Below are 16435 nucleotides of genomic sequence, written 5' to 3' on the forward strand. Positions count from 1 at the left end.
ATTTTGTTCTCAATCAGGGAATGCCGTCAGCGCGACAATATTAACCGCCCGTCGGCAAACTGGATGTTCGAAAAGCGGTGCAGATACGCCATCCCCAACAAAGATTGATCCAGATCGCCTTCGTTGACCGAGGCCGGGATATCGTGATCAGTGATCGGGCCTAAAGACAGGCTGTCTAGCCGAACCGGGGCGGTTCGCACGATGCCATTGGCGGTGGAGGCGCGACCCAGATAATTTAACTGATCCGTATCGATACCAATTCGTTCAGCGTCTTTCGGGCTAATGACGATATTGCTGGCCCCGGTATCGACCAAAAAGGTCACCGCCGTACCATTCACCAACATCGGCAAGTAATAATGCCCGTCAAATGAACGCGGCACCTCGATCCTTTGATCCGTCACGGTGAGCTGCGGCGTGGGGCTGACGGTCGAGCGGATATCCTCCCACAGGCCGACAACAGCGATAACGCCGATAAAGATAAACACCCAAGCCGCGACCTGCTGCATGGTTTTGCCCAAGGACTGACGGTTCTGAGTGATAAACCACATCAACAGGGCCGCACCCAGCAGAACCAAATAGGTCAAGCGCCCAATATCGTAGCCGTCCATTCCATCACCCGGAGTCAGTTATCTCATACCAATATGGTAGTTCACGAAGCGAAACCAAAGGCTTTGAGCCCATCAAGAATGAACTGAACCGACAGTGCGGCCAGCAGCATACCCAGCAGCCGGGTCAGCACGTTCAGCCCGGTTTTACCCAAGATACGGGCGATCAGCCCGCCTGCCAGAAAGAACACAAAAACCACCAGCATAACGGCCAGCATAACGGCGCAGGCGGCTGCGATCCCTTGAATGCCCGGGTTCTGCCCAGCCAAAAGAATGATGGTCGCGATCGAGCCGGGGCCAGCGATCAGCGGAATGGCCAACGGGAACACCGACGGGTCAGGATGCTCTTCCTCCTCCGCGCGGTTTTCTCGCCGTTTGGTGCGCCGCTCGAACAGCATGTCAAGCGCGGTCAGGAACAACAAAGCGCCGCCAGCCACTTTGAATGCAGGCATTGAGATCCCGACAAAGCCCAGAACGGCCTCACCAAACGCGGCGAAGGCGATCAGGATAAAAACAGCTGTCAGGCAGCTGCGGATCGCGATCTTACGGCGCGCGGCAGCGTCCATTTCTTGTGTCAGGGCGACAAAGATTGGCGTGGTGCCGAACGGGTCAATCACCACGAACATCGTGGTGAAAGCCGTAATAAAAAAGCCCATGTCGATCATGCGGCGTTCTCAGCCTGTTCCAGACGTTCTGCGGCGGCGACCCAAAGCGACTCGGCCTTTTGCATGGCTTCGACCACTTCGGCGAACTTACGGTTCCAGGTTTCTAAATCGTTGATCCGGTCATCTTCGTAGAGCGCCGGGTCCGCCAGCTTGGCCGATAGCTTGTCGTGCATATCCGTGAGTTTCTCGACCCGATCTTCACATTTGCGCAGATCTGCGCGCAGTGCCAATACCGTCTCGCGTGATGCACGTTTGGGTTTGGCGGTCTGTGGCTTCTCTTTGACCGGTTTTTCGCGGGCCAAAAGAAGGGCGCGATAGGCCTCGAGGTCGCCATCGAACGGTTTGACGGTACCATCCGAAACCAACCAAAGCCGGTCGGCGACCAGCGACAGCAGGTGCATGTCATGGCTGACCAGAATAACCGCGCCGGAATAGGCGGTCAGTGCCTCGACCAACGCTTCGCGGCTTTCGATGTCCAGGTGGTTGGTCGGTTCGTCAAGGATCAACATATGCGGCGCGTCGATGGTTGCGATCAGCAAAGACAAACGCGCCTTTTGCCCTCCCGACAAGCGACCGACCAGCGTTTCGGCCTGATCTGCGCTCAATCCGAACCCAGCCAGCCGCGAGCGCCACTTGCCCGGAGCTTCGTCGGGGCGCAGACGGCGCAGATGGTCCAGAGGTGTTTCATCAACATGCAGCTCATCCACCTGGTGCTGCGCGAAATAGCCGATGCGCAGTTTGGAACTGCGGGTCATTTTGCCAGCCATCAGGGGCAGGCGGTCGGACAGCAGCTTTGAAAGAGTCGATTTGCCCTGACCGTTCTTGCCGAGCAATGCGATGCGGTCATCCTGATCAATGCGCAGGTTCAGGCGGCGCAAAACTTCGGTCTCACCATAGCCGGTCACTCCGCCCTCAAGCTGAATGATTGGGGGCGACAGTTCTTCCGGTTCGGGGAAAGAAAAGGCGCGCAGGGCTGCCTCTTGCGGGGTTGAGACCAGCTGGATGCGCTCGATCATTTTAAGGCGAGATTGGGCTTGAACAGCCTTAGACGCCTTGTAGCGAAACCGATCCACGAAACTCTGCAAATGGGCGATGCGCGCCTTGGCTTTGGCATTTTCGGATTCAGCCTGCGCCAGGCGTTCCGCACGGCGTTCGGCGAATTTATCGTAAGGCACCGCGTAGTAGGTCAGCTTGCGGTCTTCGAGATGCAGGATTGACCCCACGGCGCGGTTCAACAGACCACGGTCGTGGCTGATGATGATGACAGTGTGCGGGTATTTGGCCAGATAACTTTCAAGCCACAATGCACCTTCAAGGTCCAGATAGTTGGTCGGTTCGTCCAGCAGCAGCAGATCGGGCTGCGAAAACAGCACCGCTGCCAGCGCCACGCGCATCCGCCAGCCGCCCGAGAAGTCCGAGCAGGGCTTGAGCTGATCCTCATCATCAAAGCCCAATCCTTTGAGAATCGACGCGGCACGCGCCTCAGCCGACCAAGCGTCGATATCGGCTAGACGGGTCTGAATCTCAGCAATTCGATCCGGATCGGCCGCGCTGTCAGCCTCGGCCATCAAAGCACTGCGTTCGACATCCGCTGCCAGAACCGTGTTGATCAGCGAAACATCTGATGAGGGCACTTCCTGCGCCACGCCCCCGATCCGCGCGCGCTTCGGCAGCGCGATATTGCCCGATTCCAAAGACAACTCGCCCCGGATCAATCGAAAGAGCGTGGTTTTACCGGTGCCATTCCGCCCCACTAGGCCCACCTTGTGACCATCCGGAATGGTTGCACTGGCCCCATCAAACAGGAGTCGCCCTTCAACGGCGTAGGTGATGTTCTCGATCCGTAGCATGAGCCGCTCTTACCAGAGCATCCTAACCGCCGCCAGAGGTCGCCATGTTCAATTCAGAAGCAATGTGTTAGCGCTGTTCCGGTTCGTCCTCCAATTGGTTTCGCTATGCGTGCGGCTCAAACACCTCCGACCCTGATAACACTGATCTTTGCGACGGCATTGTCGGTTCTGACATTGAACATGTTCCTGCCGTCGCTGGCGCATATGAGCGAAGATTTTGGTGTGGAGTATGGCCTGATGAACGTATCCGTGGCCGGGTATCTCTGTGTCTCGGGGGTCTTGCAGTTGATCGTTGGGCCCTTGTCAGATCGCTACGGGCGCAGGCCAGTCCTCCTGATTGCGATGGCTGTTTTTGTTGCTGCATCAATTGGATGCGTCTTGGCCGAGTCGATCTGGGCTTTCCTCTCGTTCCGAATGATTCAGGCCGCAGTGGTAGCCGGGCCCGTGTTGTCGAGTGCCTCAATCCGCGACCGATATCCACCAAATGAGGCCGCCAGCAAACTCGGCTATGTTGCGATGGCCATGGCACTGGCACCGATGCTTGGGCCAATGCTGGGCGGCGCATTGGACATGCTGTTTGGTTGGCGAGCCGGGTTCGTGCTGTATTCGCTGCTTGGGGCAGGGGTGCTGCTGCTGCTGTGGTTCGACATGGGAGAGACCAACACCAATCGATCTTCCACTTTTGCGGCGCAGATGCGCGAGTACCCGCACTTGTTCCGCGCGCGTAGATTCTGGGGTTACGCCTTATGCGCATCGTTTTCCATTGGCGGGTTTTTCAGCTTTATTACCGGAGCACCCCTGGTCGCTGCGGCGTGGTTTGATCTGAGCCCTGCAATGCTGGGCCTTGGCATCGGGATCATTACTGGCGGGTTTATGGTCGGCAACTTTGTGACGGGGCGCATCGCCAAGCACACACAGCTCACCACAATGATCCTGATCGGTCGGATCGTGGCGTCTGTCGGGCCGTTCTGGGGGCTGTTGCTGTTCATCGGCAACATGGGTTCGGTCTGGGTGTTTTTTGGATCGGCCATCTGCGTCGGGTTCGGCAATGGCCTGACCAATGCAAATGCCTCGGCCGGGGTGATGTCAGTGCGCCCAAAACTGGCTGGCAGCGCGGCGGGCTTGTCGGGTGCGTTGATCGTGGCGTTAGGGGCGGTTTTGACCCTGATGACTGGGACATTTGTAAGCCCTGAGAACGGGCCCTATCTGGTGCTTAGCATGATGTTTGGCAGCAGCTTCGCAGGCCTTTTGGCGGTGCTCTACGTCAGAAGGCTTGACCGTACCGACCCGCTGCCTGATGCGATCTGAGTGATAAACGATCATAACGCTTTTCATGAGGCAAATACCATGTTAGGCGGCGCGCGATAGATTTCGGCGCGAGGACCGCGCCCTTAAGTCAAGGAGAGGCCAATATGGCACTGGAACGCACATTCTCGATCATTAAACCCGATGCAACCCGCCGCAACCTGACTGGCAAGATCAATGCCAAGTTCGAAGAAGCTGGTCTGCGTATCGTCGCGCAAAAGCGCATTCACATGACCAAAGCCCAAGCAGGCAAGTTCTATGACGTGCATGCTGAGCGTCCGTTCTATGACGAACTGTGCGAATTCATGTCGTCGGCACCGGTTGTTGTCCAGGTTCTGGAAGGCGAAGGCGCCATCGCGAAGAACCGTGAAGTCATGGGCGCAACCAACCCCGCAGACGCAGCCCCCGGCACCATCCGCGCCGAGTTCGCCGAGTCGGTTGGCGAAAACTCGGTCCACGGTTCGGACGCACCAGAAACTGCCGCGGTTGAGATCGCCTACTTCTTTTCGGGTATCGAACTGGTTGGCTAATCTGTCGTCAGATTAAATCTAGGCCGTGCCTTCTTGCGGGGGCGCGGCCTTTTTCATTGCTCAAACGGGTTTGAGATCTTTGGCCGTAACGCGCACGCCAACGGCATCCAGATCCGAGATCAACTGGCTTTCAGGGGCCCGACTGGTACTGGCCTTAATCGCATCGAACCGTTCACGCAGCGCCTTCTTTTCCTCGCCCTTGCAGTCGTTCCAGGGTCGGCCTTGCAGACCCATAACCAGGACATAATAGCCAATGAAATGCGGGCGCGTTCCGGCTTGGAGCAGGCGCGAATAGGCCTCATCCGCGCCGAGGGTGCGTAACTCCTGAGCGGTCATTATACCAGCGCGTGCGCAGGCTTGCTCGAACGCGGGACCAAGGTTGCGAATGGATGAGATCGGGTCAGACATGCCCCGTCTTATCCCGCCCTTTCCGACGTGTCACCTGCACATGGTTGTTTGAAGCGTCCCTTTCCGCTACCCAAATGTTGGGAGAGCGAAGTATGAATGATCTAAGCCTTGAGAATATAGCGCAAAATCTGGACCTGATGAACCCGCCTGACGGGTTTGTTGATGATCCATTTCAGTTCTACGACGCCTTGCTATTGCATGCGCCTATTCTGCGGCAACCGGACGGTTCAGTTTTATTGTCGCGTCATGCGGATCTGGATGCAATCTACCGCAACACGACGCTTTATTCCTCGGATAAAGAGGCGGCGTTTGGCCCGAAATTCGGTGTTGGGTCGCCTCTGTTCGAACATCACACAACCTCACTGGTGTTTTCCGATCCGCCACTGCACACACGGGTTCGCAAGATCATGACCTCAGCCCTCACGCCGCGCGCAATCGCGCGAATGGAGCCGGGCCTGATCGATACCGTTGATGCTCTGTTGGACGGTATGGCTGGCAAAGGGCAGGTCGATTTGATTGAGGACTTTGCCTCGACAATCCCGATCCAGATCATCGGTAATCTGCTGGACGTGCCCATGGATGAACGCGCACCGTTGCGAGATTGGTCCTTGGCTATCCTCGGCGCTTTGGAGCCTGCCTTGACGGAAGCTCAGCTTGAAATCGGACACAACGCGGTGCGCGAATTCAAAGCGTATCTTCGCGATCTTGTTGCCCGTCGCCGTGCCGATCCGGGTGACCCCGAGACAGATGTTCTGACGCGCTTGATCCGTGGCGAAGGCGCAGTAGAGATGTTGAGCGAAATTGAGCTTTTGCAAAACTGTATCTTCATCCTGAATGCCGGGCACGAGACAACCACCAATCTGATCGGCAACGGCTTGGCGCTGTTAAACGATTATCCCGATCAACGGGGACGCTTACTGGAAAATCCCGAGCTGATTGTTCCAGCGATTGAGGAGGTGCTGCGCTTTCGATCCCCGAACCAGTTTGGCAATCGGGAAACGACGACGCAGGTAGAGATCGGGGGCCAACGGATCGCGAAGGGAACAAACCTGCATCTATGTATCGGGGCGGCGAACCGTGACCCCGGGGTTTTTGTCGACCCAACCCGATTTGACATTACGCGCAAGCCGAACAGGCATCTGGCCTTTGCAGGCGGACCGCATGTCTGTGTCGGCCTGACCTTGGCACGGCTTGAAGGCCGCATCGCACTAGGTCGGTTATTGAACCGGTTCCCCAACTACGGAATTCTGAAGGAACGGGTGCAAGGCGGTCGCATTCGCTTTCACGGTTATGCATCGCTGCCTGCAGTTCTGTGACGTAGGCAACGTTTGGGTGGCATTCTTTATGCACCTAAGCGTTGCGTGAGAGCTTTAAGGTCGTCTCTAACCCGGGCTTCCGATTGCGGGCCAGAAATGTGCCCCCGTGCATATGCGAAATCGCCGCAACAAGTGCGAGGCCCAGGCCCGCATTGCGTTCGGTCCGGGCCGGGTCAAGCGTGACGAACGGCATCTGCAATCGGGGCAGATCGCTTTCGGGTACTCCGGGACCACGGTCGCGAACACTCAGCAGCGCATTGTCGTCTTCATCCTTGATTTCGATCGTGATTGCCGTGCCGGGCGGTGCATAGCGCATCGCGTTTTCAAGAAGGTTTGACAGCGCCTGAGACAGCAGTGGGCGATGGCCCTGGATCGGCTGAGCATTACCAACAACTTCAAGCCGAATGTTCTGATCGGCGGCGACCGGCTCATAGAGTTCAACCACATCGCCAACCAGTTGCAGCAGCTTAACTGGTTCAAACTGTTCGCGCCCTAGGCCAGCCTCAGCCCGCGAAATCTCGGTCAATTGGCTGAGAACGCGCAGCAGATGATCGATTTCCCCAGTCGCACGCGCCAGATCAATTTCGCGATCCTGCTCGCTTTTACCGGGCTCGGCCAGCGACTCAACCCTTTGGCGCAGCCTCGATAGGGGGGAGCGCAGGTCGTGCGCGATTGAATTCGATGTGGTGCGCAGGTTGCTGATCAGTTCTTCAATGCGGTCCAGCATGTTGTTCAATGTGCCCGAAACCTGATCGAATTCGTCCCCCGTGCCGCGCATTGGCATGCGCAGAGCCAGATCGCCCGAAACGATATTGTCGGCAGTGTCGGCAATGTCTTTCAGCCGCGAAAACACCAGCCGGGTCAGCAGCCAGCCGGTCAGCAAACTGAGCGCCAGCGCGGTTACCAGAGCAAGCGCGACCGAGCGAAACAGAACGCGGTCAAACTGCTGCCGCGCCAGCGCATCGCGCCCGACAAGCAGTCGTTCTCCGCCTGGCAATCTGATCGAGGCCGCCGAAATCGGAACAAATTGCTCCGTGTCACCCTTGCGGAGCTGCAGGTCGACCCAGCCACTACCCGGCGCGATCCCTTCAGGCCAGCGCACTAAATTGCCTGCCAGTTTGCCGCCTTGGGGGCCGGTCAGCAGATACAACGCATCGCGTTCGGCAGCCGTGGGTAAACGCCGCTCAATCGCGGTAATCAGCCCGATCATGCCGCGCCGTTCATATTCATCCGCCAGACCGGTCAGTTCCGCTGAGACGACCGAGCGTGTTTCGCCTGTAATCGTGCGATTGGCGGTGACATAGACCATGGTCAGAACAGCCGCTGTCAGCAACGTGCTAAGAACCATGCTGGCAAGAACCAGTCTCGTGCGCGAATTTTTCAGCGACAGGCGCAGGTTATCCATCCGAAACCATGTAACCGGCCCCTCGGACCGTTTCAATGATCGGGGTTGCCCCGTCTTCGTCAAGCTGACGGCGCAGCTTTGAGATATGCACGTCAACCACATTGGTGTTCGGGTCAAAGTGATAGTCCCATACACCTTCTAGCAACATGGTGCGCGATACGACGCGGTTTTTACGACGCAGAAAATACTCCAGAATTTGAAACTCGCGCGGGGTTAGCGTGATCTCACGACCATTTCGCGTAACCTTTCGTGTCAATAGATCCATTTCAAGATCGCGGCAGGCAAGAGTTGGAGCCTCTTCCGCCTCTTGTGGACGTCGCAACAGCGCCTCAATCCGGGCATGGAGCTCCTGAAACGAGAAGGGCTTGACCAGATAATCATCTGCACCTGCGCGCAGGCCTTTTACCCGCTCGTCCACCGCGCTCATCGCGGTTAGCATCAGAACAGGGGTCTTCAACCCAGCCGCGCGCATTGATTTGATCAGAGACAACCCATCCAGCCCCGGCAACATCCGGTCCAGTACGACCGCATCGAACCCGCCATCCGTGGCGTGATACAGGCCTTCACGCCCGTCCGATGCGACCTCGACAACATAGCCTTCTTCACCAAACCCTTTGGCGATGAAGTCCCGCGTGTCCTGGTCATCTTCAACGATCAATAAGCGTCTGCTCATGGTCAGGGCTCCTTCTAACTGGGATATAAACATACATACTCTTTGAAAAAAACATGCCGGGTGCGATTTCGCACCCGGCAGCTCCGGCGGCGCGTGGACAATCCGTGCCGGCCAGATTAAGCGCTCCAGATTTCCCCATCATGTGGCGCGCTTAGGTGTTGGGTTAGGCGATCTCGACCGCGACGAAGATCTGGTTGCCACCGCGATTGATCAAAACCAGAGCCGGATCCGTCTTCTCGCTTTCCAGTGCTTCTTTCAGCGCATCCGGCGTCACGGTATCCAGATTGCCCAGGCGGACAATCACGTCACCGCGTTGCAACCCGGCTTTGGCCGCAGGACTTTCGGGTTTCAGATCGGTGACGACAACGCCATCGACATTCTCGGCCACGCCATTTTCGGCGCGTGCGGTTTCAGTCAAAGGGGCCACGGTCACACCCAGCGAGGTGCCTTCGAACTTGTCTTCAACCACGCTATCAACCGCTGCTGAAGCTGATTGATGTTGACCGATCGTCAGTTCAATCTGTTCTTCCTTGCCGTTGCGTAACACGGTCAATGTGCTGTCAGTACCGACTTTGGTCGTTCCGACAATGATCGGCAGATCGCTACTGGAATCAACGGCTTCGTCGTTGAACGTCAGTATCACGTCACCTTGCTGCAATATACCATCGGCGGGGCTGTCCGGAACAACATCCGATACCAAGGCACCGGTTGCCTCATCGATACCCATGGCTGCCGCCAGTTCAGGGCTGACATTCTGGATCGACACACCCAACCAGCCACGGCTGACTTCGCCATCATCCAGCAGATCGGCTGTGATGTGATCGACGATGTTCGACGTGACAGCAAAGCCCAGACCGACCGAGCCACCGCTGGGCGAATAGATCGCCGAATTCACACCGATCACCTCACCGTCCATGTTGAAGAGCGGACCACCCGAGTTGCCTTTGTTGATGGCAGCGTCGGTTTGGATGAACTCTGCGTAGGGACCTTCCGATATGTTGCGACCCTTTGCAGAAACGATGCCAGTCGTCACGGTTGCATTCAGGCCGAACGGATTGCCGATGGCGACTACATCCTCGCCAACGCGAATAATGTCGCTGTCGCCCATCTCGACCGCTTGCAGGTCTTCACCTGCATCGATCTTGAGAACCGCGATATCCGTCAGCGGATCGGTTCCGATGATCTCCGCCTCGAATGTGCGGTCGTCACTCAGACGCACGGTCACTTCGGTTGCGTTGTCGACAACGTGGTGATTGGTGACGATATATCCAGCCTCATCCAGCACGAAACCCGATCCAAGACCTTGGCTGGGGCCGCGTTGTGGCATTTCGAAACCTTCCGGACCACCGAAGCGCTTGAAGAATTCACCAAAGGGGTGACCCTCGAAATTGAATTCCTGTCCCTGTGCGGGGGTCGGTGCGGCGTCCTGTTTCGCGATGATGGTCACGACCGAGGGGGAAACCGTTTCGACCAGATCGGCCAGCGCCTCGTCTGCCATTGCGGGCAGGGCGGTTGTGGCCAGCATGGCCGCGCCCAGTGCGCTAGCTCCCATCCAGTTGGATGTGCGTGGAAAAAGCAGTGAGGATTTGCGGATGCTCATTTTGACTCCTGTCTGTGTTTGGCGGTTTATCCCGCGCATTGAAAAAGGAGATGCCCCAGCAACCTTTGGATATCCTGAGAGAAAAATTAAGAAACCTTAATTTCGCCATGTTTTGCCGTTTAGATGTGGCCGTTCTGAGGCACCGAGCAGCAAGAATCAGCTTGCGTGAATCGGGGCGAATCGGTGGATTGTTGCCGACAAAGTCAATAATTTAGAAAAAGCGTTGAATTGATTCATTTTTGTTAACAAAGAAACGGCGCTCATCCGAGCATCCAAAAGCTTCTCCTAAAAGTTGCAACGTATTCTGTGTTTGAGTTTTGAGCGCAGTGAGAGAAGCTTGAGAAATAGGCACATTGGCCGGCTTACGTCTATGAAATTACACGAAAGTCCTCAGTTGCATACGACTAAATGCAACCACTGGTAGAACTCTAGGTGTTGCAATGTTGCGCAAAAGACAGTCCGGTTTCGCGGAAATTTACCATTCCATCCAATTTTACGTTGTTTGATCGCATCTGATGAGCGACATTGGTTTTGCCCAAGTGAGGGGGGCCCGAGACACTAGGGGGTGTCAAAGGCACATCTCAGTCTCCATAGCGCTGAGCGGCATGTTAACGAGGGGGTCTTGTTTAGGTTCGGCAGCTCAAAGCCAGATAGCCTGATTGGCGGTTTGGTAGCGGTTTAGAGATTGGTGAAAGTGGTAGTCCTGTTTTTGGGCAACCGGCCCGGTCGTCAACGACCGGGCCGTGTTCATTTTAAGGTATGCTTTCAGGACCGCTGGGCGCTCCACTTGACCCAATCTTCCGGTGTATCCAAATCAAGAAGGGCGTTGCGAGCCGGTAGTGGATGAAGATACACATTGTCCCTACAGCGTCGCACGACGGATTGAGCACCGCTGTCACCGACAAGTTCACTTAGCTCAGAAAAAAGAGATCGATCAAAAACGACCGGGTGCCCAGGTTTGCCTTCTTGGGTCGATCCACGCCAAACCAGATTGTTTGGGTGTGTTTCAACCGACTGGATAACGGCTATCAGATCTTTCGTTGTAAGATCCGGTAGATCCGACAACAGGATCATGACCGCAGGCGCGTCAGATTGAACAGCGGCCATCGCGCCCCTTAGGCTGGCATTCATACCTTCCTGCGCATCGGGAATTTCGACAGGCATCACATCCAACCCGTCCAGCGCATCAAAGCGCGGATGAGGGAAGGAGGGAAGAGCGACAATAACAGGGCCTGCGGCAAGGGCCCTCTGGGCGGAACGGCGCAGCAGCGGCACGCCGTCAACCGATTGCATCAGCTTGTCAATTCCGCCCATGCGGCTGGATTGCCCAGCGGCGAGCAGGATGATGGGTATCTCAATCATTTCGCCAGCATGTCGCTAAGGGCGGTTTAAGTCACCCTCGCATTCTTGCGCCGTCAGCGTCAAACAGAGGAGCCGTTATCACCCGCGCCTTGCACATCTGACCAAGTATCTCGATCTCAACTTCTCGCCCTTCGGTTGCCTGATCGGTTGGCAGGAACCCCATGGCGATCGATTTGCGCGCATAGTGGGAATAACCACCTGACGTGCAGAAACCGACGACCTTGCCATCCAGCCAAATCGGTTCGTAGGCGTTTACATCAGCGTCCGTTGCATCAACATCAAACGCAACCAACTGGCGATTGGCCCCGGCGGCGCGTTCGGCCTCGGCCGAGGCGCGACCGAAAAAGTCGGTGTTCTTCGCGAATGAAATAAACCGGTCCAAGCCTGTCTCTGCTGCGGTATAATCCGGCGAAAACTCCCGCATCCACGAGCCAAAGAATTTATCAAGACGCAGGCTCATCATCGCGCGCATGCCAAACGGAGTGATTCCGTGGGGCTGGCCCGCCTGCCACAAGGTCCACCAAAGCTGCCGCTGAGCCATCGGATCACAATAGATTTCATAGCCCAGATCGCCGGTATAGCTTACGCGCTGAACGATACAGTCAGTCATACCAATGGTCATCTCTCTGACATCGAGAAACTTGAGCGAGCCAGCATCGTCGCGCGTACAGGCCGAAAGAACCTCGGCAGCCTTTGGGCCTGCAATTTGGAATCCGTTGAGACGGTCGCTGATATTCTCGATCTTTACACCTTCCTCCTGGTTCTGCAGGAACCAGCGCATATGGAACGCCTGGCTTCCGTAAGAAGCGGTGAGGTGAAACAGGCCGTCATGCAGGCAGGAAATTGTGAAATCCCCGATCAATTTTCCCTTGGGCGACAACATCGGCGTCAGCGAGATGCGGCCCGGTTTGGGGATGCGGCCTGCCATGATACGGTCCAGCCACGCGCGCGCAACGGCCCCGGTGATGCGGTATTTGCCGAAATTGTGGACTTCGTTGATCCCAACGCCCTCGCGTACGGCGCGGACTTCTCGTCCAGTGGCCTCAAAGGCGTTGGAGCGGCGGAACGATGGTGTCTCAAAATCGGGCTCATCGCCTTGGGCAAAATAGTTTGGTACCTCCAACCCATATTGCTGTCCCCAGACGGCACCGAGGTCACTGAAGATGTCATACATTGGCGTGGTACGGTTCGGACGCGCAGCGGGCAGTTCCTCGTTCGGGTAAGCGACGCTGAAACGCTTTTGATAGTTTTCGATCACTTTGGGGCGCGTATAGCCCGGGCTGATCCAGTCACCAAACCGCGCCACATCCATAGCAAATACATCGCGTTCGGGTTCGCCTTCGATCATCCATTGAGCCAGGGTTAAGCCAACGCCGCCGCCCTGACTAAAGCCCGCCATGACACCGCAGGCCGACCAATAGTTTCGGACTCCGGGCACAGGCCCGACCAGAGGGTTGCCGTCCGGGGCAAAGGTAAACGGTCCGTGGATTACGGATTTGACGCCCGCTTCGGCGAGCACGGGGAAGCGTTTGTAGGCGAATTCGATGCTGTCCGTGATCTTGTCGAAGTCATCGGGCAGCAGTTCATGGCCAAATTCCCAAGGCGTGCCGTCAACGGCCCAGGGTTTGCAGGGTTGTTCGTAAAATCCGATACACAACCCGCGCCCTTCTTGCCGCAGATAGCTTTCTCCGGCAGGGTCCATCACGTGCGGATGTTCACCGCCTGCGTCGATGATGGCCTCAATCTCGGGGATGTTATCGGTGACCAGATACTGATGTTCCATCGGATGCAGCGGGAAGTAGATGCCCGCCATCGCGCCGACTTCGCGCGCCCACAAGCCGCCCGCATTGACGATATGTTCGGCGTGGATCGTGCCCTTGTCGGTCACCACATCCCAAGTTCCGTCCGGGCGCTGGTTGGTCTCGCGCACCATGCAATGGGTTTCGATCGTGGCGCCACCCATACGTGCAGCCTTGGCATAGGCATGTGTGGTGCCCGATGGATCGAGGTGCCCATCCAAAGGATCATAAAGCGCGCCAAGAATGCCATCTGTGTTGGTGATCGGGGCGATTTTCTTGATCTCTTCGGGGCCTACGATCTCGGTCTCAAGGCCCATGAACCGATGCTTGGCGCGTTCGGCGAGCAGCATGTCGAACCGGTCTTGATTATCGGCCAAAGTCACGCCGCCAACATGGTGCAGGCCGCAGGACATACCGGTGATTTCTTCCAGCTCTTTATAAAGCCTGATGGTATAGCCCTGCAGGGCAGCCATATTGGTGTCGCCGTTCAGCGTATGAAACCCACCCGCTGCGTGCCACGTCGAACCACTCGTTAGCTCAGAGCGTTCCAGCAGCATCACATCCGACCAACCCAATTTGGTCAGATGATAGAGGACAGAACATCCGACGACGCCCCCGCCAATAACTGCGACACGAGTGGTGGTTTTCACGATTGATCTCCAGATTTTTTTGGCAAAATTGTCGAGCAGGTGTCGAAATTACTGTTCTGTTAACGACAACAGGTGTCGTAACTCATGCTTTGCACCAACTTTGGATCTGCAATGCCTTCTCTCGCAACCAGAGCACATCGAAGCCTCCGATCAGTCGGTAACCACGTGAAAACAGGTCGGCTGCCTGTGCTTCGCTCATCGCGGCATTGCCAAGGGGAATTCCGGCTCCGAATGCAGCTTTTTCGACCTTCTGAACGGCTGCGATAAAGTCGGGATGGTCGAACTGGCCCATTAGACCCAGTTCTGTACTCAGATCGAACTGTGCGACGATTATCAAATCGACGCCGGGAACAGCGCAAATTGCGTCAATGTTCTGAATGGCTTCGGCGGTTTCGATCAAGACACAGCAAATCAATTCCGGCTCAACAACGCTGGGATAGGTGGCAAGAGTTTCCCCCCAGCGCGATTGCGCCAGAAACGGCCCAAACCCTCGCGTGCCATTGGGCGGATAGCGTAGGCTGTCAACAGCTTTTTGGGTATCTTCCAAGGTTCGAATGAGGGGAAATACGATGCCTTCCGCGCCCAGATCCAGAGCTCGCTTTACGTCAGATGGCCGGTTTTCTGCCACGCGCACCAAAGGCGCACAGTCCGTTCCTGCGGTCGCCGCGATCATCGCATGGGCTGAGGCATAGTCGACCGCTCCGTGCTCAAGATCAATGATCAGTGAATCAACACCGCACGCCGCAAGCGCCTGCGTGACAGTCGCTGACGGTATCGTGCAAACGATCGAGCTGACCCGATCTTCAGTGTTCTGCAATTTTCTCTTGAGGCTGGGCATCTGTCATTTGTCCTGCAATTGATTGACGTTATCGATTGCGGGCACCTTAGCAGGGCGTCAGAAACTCATGAAAACATTTCGTAAGCGCTAGAGTGGGCGAACCTTCAGTGCCGTTATTCGATTCCCTTCGCGTGCCGTGACTTCAAAGCGGAAACCATGAAATGAGAAAACCTGACCAACAATCGGGATCATCTGTGCCTCGTGGATCACCAGACCGGCTAGCGTGTTGGCCTCTTCGTCCGGTAGAGTCCAATCGAGCGCGCGGTTCGCGTCGCGGATGGTCATCGCACCCTCGACAAGGAATTGGCCATCGTCGGTGCGGGTGACGGGCACCTCTTCGTCGATGTCAAACTCATCGGCAATCTCTCCGACGATTTCTTCCAGGATATCTTCCAGCGTGATTAACCCGCGCAACGATCCATACTCGTCCACAACCAATGCAAAGTGGCTGTGCATACGAAGAAACTCGCGCATCTGGTCGTCCAGAGTTGTGGTTTCGGGAACGAAATAAGGATCATTCGCAACCTTCGCGATGTCAAAGTTCTTAAGCTGATCCGTATCCCCCTCGGGGCCACCAACCTGCGCGTACATCGCGCGAAACAGGTCTTTCGCGTGGACGACACCCACGATGTTTTCCTGTTCTTCCCGGAACACCGGCAAACGCGTATGCGGGCTTTCCAAACACTGTTTCAGGATCGCTTCGGGTTCGTCATCCGCATCGATCATTTCGATGTTCGAGCGATGCAGCATGATCTCTTCCACCGTGCGGTCGCCAAGATCCAGCGCCCCCAGAATGCGGTCGCGGTCTTCTTTTTCAACCACGCCTTCCGAATGTCCCAGTTGCAGCGCGCCTGCGATTTCCTCGCGGACCGCGAGAATGTTGCTGTCGGGATCGATCTGCACGCCGAATAGACGCAACACGCCGCGCACCAAAAGCCGGACAGCGGCCACGACCGGAGAGAACACCGTGACCGCGACACCAATAACAGGCGCAACCAAGGCGGCGGCTTTTTCTGCATTGGTGATGGCGTATGTCTTTGGCAGAACCTCGGCAAAGATCAGTACCAACAAGGTCATCACCAGTGTGGCAAGCGCCACGCCGCTTTCACCGAACAGCCGTGTGAACAGGGCAGTCGCCAGCGAGGCGGCAAGGATGTTGACCAGGTTGTTGCCCAACAGGACCGAGCCGATCAGGCGCTCATTGTCGTCGGTTATATCCAGCGCCTTTTGCGCTCCGCGCGATCCTTTGTCGGCTTGCGCCCGCAGCTTACCACGTGATGATGCGGTCAGTGCCGTTTCGGAGCCCGAGAAAAAGCCCGATAGGACAAGGAGAAGAAGAATGGATCCTGACGTGATCCAGAATGCGCCGTCAAGCAGAGAAGGGGTGGGTTCCATTGGTCCTAGGTTGTTCTTGTTGCTGCATCCGTTA

14 protein-coding genes are annotated in these 16435 nt (G+C 56.5%); 3 read left to right on the forward strand and 11 right to left on the reverse strand.

Going from position 1 to position 16435, the window contains the following annotated elements; translation table 11 throughout:
* Nucleotides 1-26: 26 nt before the first annotated feature.
* Genes ACR0B3_RS01645 through ACR0B3_RS01655 form a run of 3 tightly spaced genes read right to left on the reverse strand, consistent with a single transcriptional unit; the run spans nt 27 to nt 3120 of the window.
* Nucleotides 27-608 (reverse strand): retropepsin-like aspartic protease family protein, encoded by a 582-nt coding sequence (locus ACR0B3_RS01645; RefSeq protein WP_480807578.1) that lies wholly within the window; start codon nt 606-608, stop codon nt 27-29.
* Between the two features lie 41 nt (nt 609-649).
* The gene (locus tag ACR0B3_RS01650; RefSeq protein ID WP_480807579.1) at nt 650-1270 is read right to left on the reverse strand and encodes a MarC family protein; all 621 of its coding nucleotides are present in this window, start codon (nt 1268-1270) and stop codon (nt 650-652) included.
* A complete protein-coding gene (locus ACR0B3_RS01655; RefSeq protein WP_480807580.1) occupies nt 1267-3120 on the reverse strand; it encodes an ABC-F family ATP-binding cassette domain-containing protein in 1854 nt (617 codons plus the stop codon). Before ACR0B3_RS01655 ends, ACR0B3_RS01650 begins: the two co-directional genes overlap by 4 nt.
* A 105-nt stretch (nt 3121-3225) precedes the next feature.
* Between ACR0B3_RS01655 and ACR0B3_RS01660 the strand changes: the two genes are divergently transcribed.
* Both ACR0B3_RS01660 and ndk read left to right on the forward strand, forming a co-directional pair.
* Complete coding sequence (locus tag ACR0B3_RS01660; protein ID WP_480807581.1) at nt 3226-4428, forward strand: multidrug effflux MFS transporter; 1203 nt, start codon at nt 3226-3228, stop codon at nt 4426-4428.
* A 104-nt stretch (nt 4429-4532) separates the two neighbouring features.
* Nucleotides 4533-4955: a nucleoside-diphosphate kinase gene (gene ndk / locus ACR0B3_RS01665; RefSeq protein ID WP_008757405.1), complete on the forward strand. Its 423-nt coding sequence runs from the start codon at nt 4533-4535 to the stop codon at nt 4953-4955.
* 60 nt (nt 4956-5015) lie between these two features.
* Here the strand turns inward: ndk and ACR0B3_RS01670 are convergent, their stop codons facing one another.
* Nucleotides 5016-5363, reverse strand: coding sequence for a TfoX/Sxy family protein (locus ACR0B3_RS01670; protein WP_170682908.1), 348 nt, complete (start codon nt 5361-5363; stop codon nt 5016-5018).
* Nucleotides 5364-5455: 92 nt separating this feature from the next.
* Here ACR0B3_RS01670 and ACR0B3_RS01675 point away from each other — a divergent pair, with 92 nt between their 5' ends.
* Nucleotides 5456-6679, forward strand: a complete 1224-nt coding sequence (locus ACR0B3_RS01675; RefSeq protein WP_480807582.1) for a cytochrome P450 — start codon at nt 5456-5458, stop codon at nt 6677-6679.
* Between the two features lie 34 nt (nt 6680-6713).
* Here the strand turns inward: ACR0B3_RS01675 and ACR0B3_RS01680 are convergent, their stop codons facing one another.
* The 7 genes from ACR0B3_RS01680 to ACR0B3_RS01710 all read right to left on the reverse strand — a co-directional run bounded on the left by ACR0B3_RS01680 (nt 6714) and on the right by ACR0B3_RS01710 (nt 16401).
* Complete coding sequence (locus ACR0B3_RS01680) at nt 6714-8084, reverse strand: sensor histidine kinase (protein ID WP_480807583.1); 1371 nt, start codon at nt 8082-8084, stop codon at nt 6714-6716.
* A complete protein-coding gene (locus ACR0B3_RS01685; protein ID WP_170682905.1) occupies nt 8077-8757 on the reverse strand; it encodes a response regulator transcription factor in 681 nt (226 codons plus the stop codon). Before ACR0B3_RS01685 ends, ACR0B3_RS01680 begins: the two co-directional genes overlap by 8 nt.
* Before the next feature lie 163 nt (nt 8758-8920).
* The gene (locus ACR0B3_RS01690; protein ID WP_480807584.1) at nt 8921-10357 is read right to left on the reverse strand and encodes a Do family serine endopeptidase; all 1437 of its coding nucleotides are present in this window, start codon (nt 10355-10357) and stop codon (nt 8921-8923) included.
* A 765-nt stretch (nt 10358-11122) separates the two neighbouring features.
* Entirely contained in the window at nt 11123-11719 is a 597-nt protein-coding gene (locus ACR0B3_RS01695; protein WP_480807585.1) for a nucleotidyltransferase family protein, read from the reverse strand.
* Between the two features lie 31 nt (nt 11720-11750).
* On the reverse strand, nt 11751-14168 hold the full coding sequence (locus ACR0B3_RS01700; RefSeq protein ID WP_480807586.1) for a GcvT family protein: 2418 nt from the start codon (nt 14166-14168) through the stop codon (nt 11751-11753).
* A gap of 82 nt (nt 14169-14250) precedes the next feature.
* The gene (locus tag ACR0B3_RS01705; protein WP_480807587.1) at nt 14251-15006 is read right to left on the reverse strand and encodes an HpcH/HpaI aldolase family protein; all 756 of its coding nucleotides are present in this window, start codon (nt 15004-15006) and stop codon (nt 14251-14253) included.
* Nucleotides 15007-15093: 87 nt separating this feature from the next.
* Nucleotides 15094-16401 (reverse strand): HlyC/CorC family transporter, encoded by a 1308-nt coding sequence (locus tag ACR0B3_RS01710; RefSeq protein ID WP_480807588.1) that lies wholly within the window; start codon nt 16399-16401, stop codon nt 15094-15096.
* Between the last annotated feature and the right edge of the window lie 34 nt (nt 16402-16435).

Source organism: Ruegeria sp. CE9, from assembly GCF_056537425.1.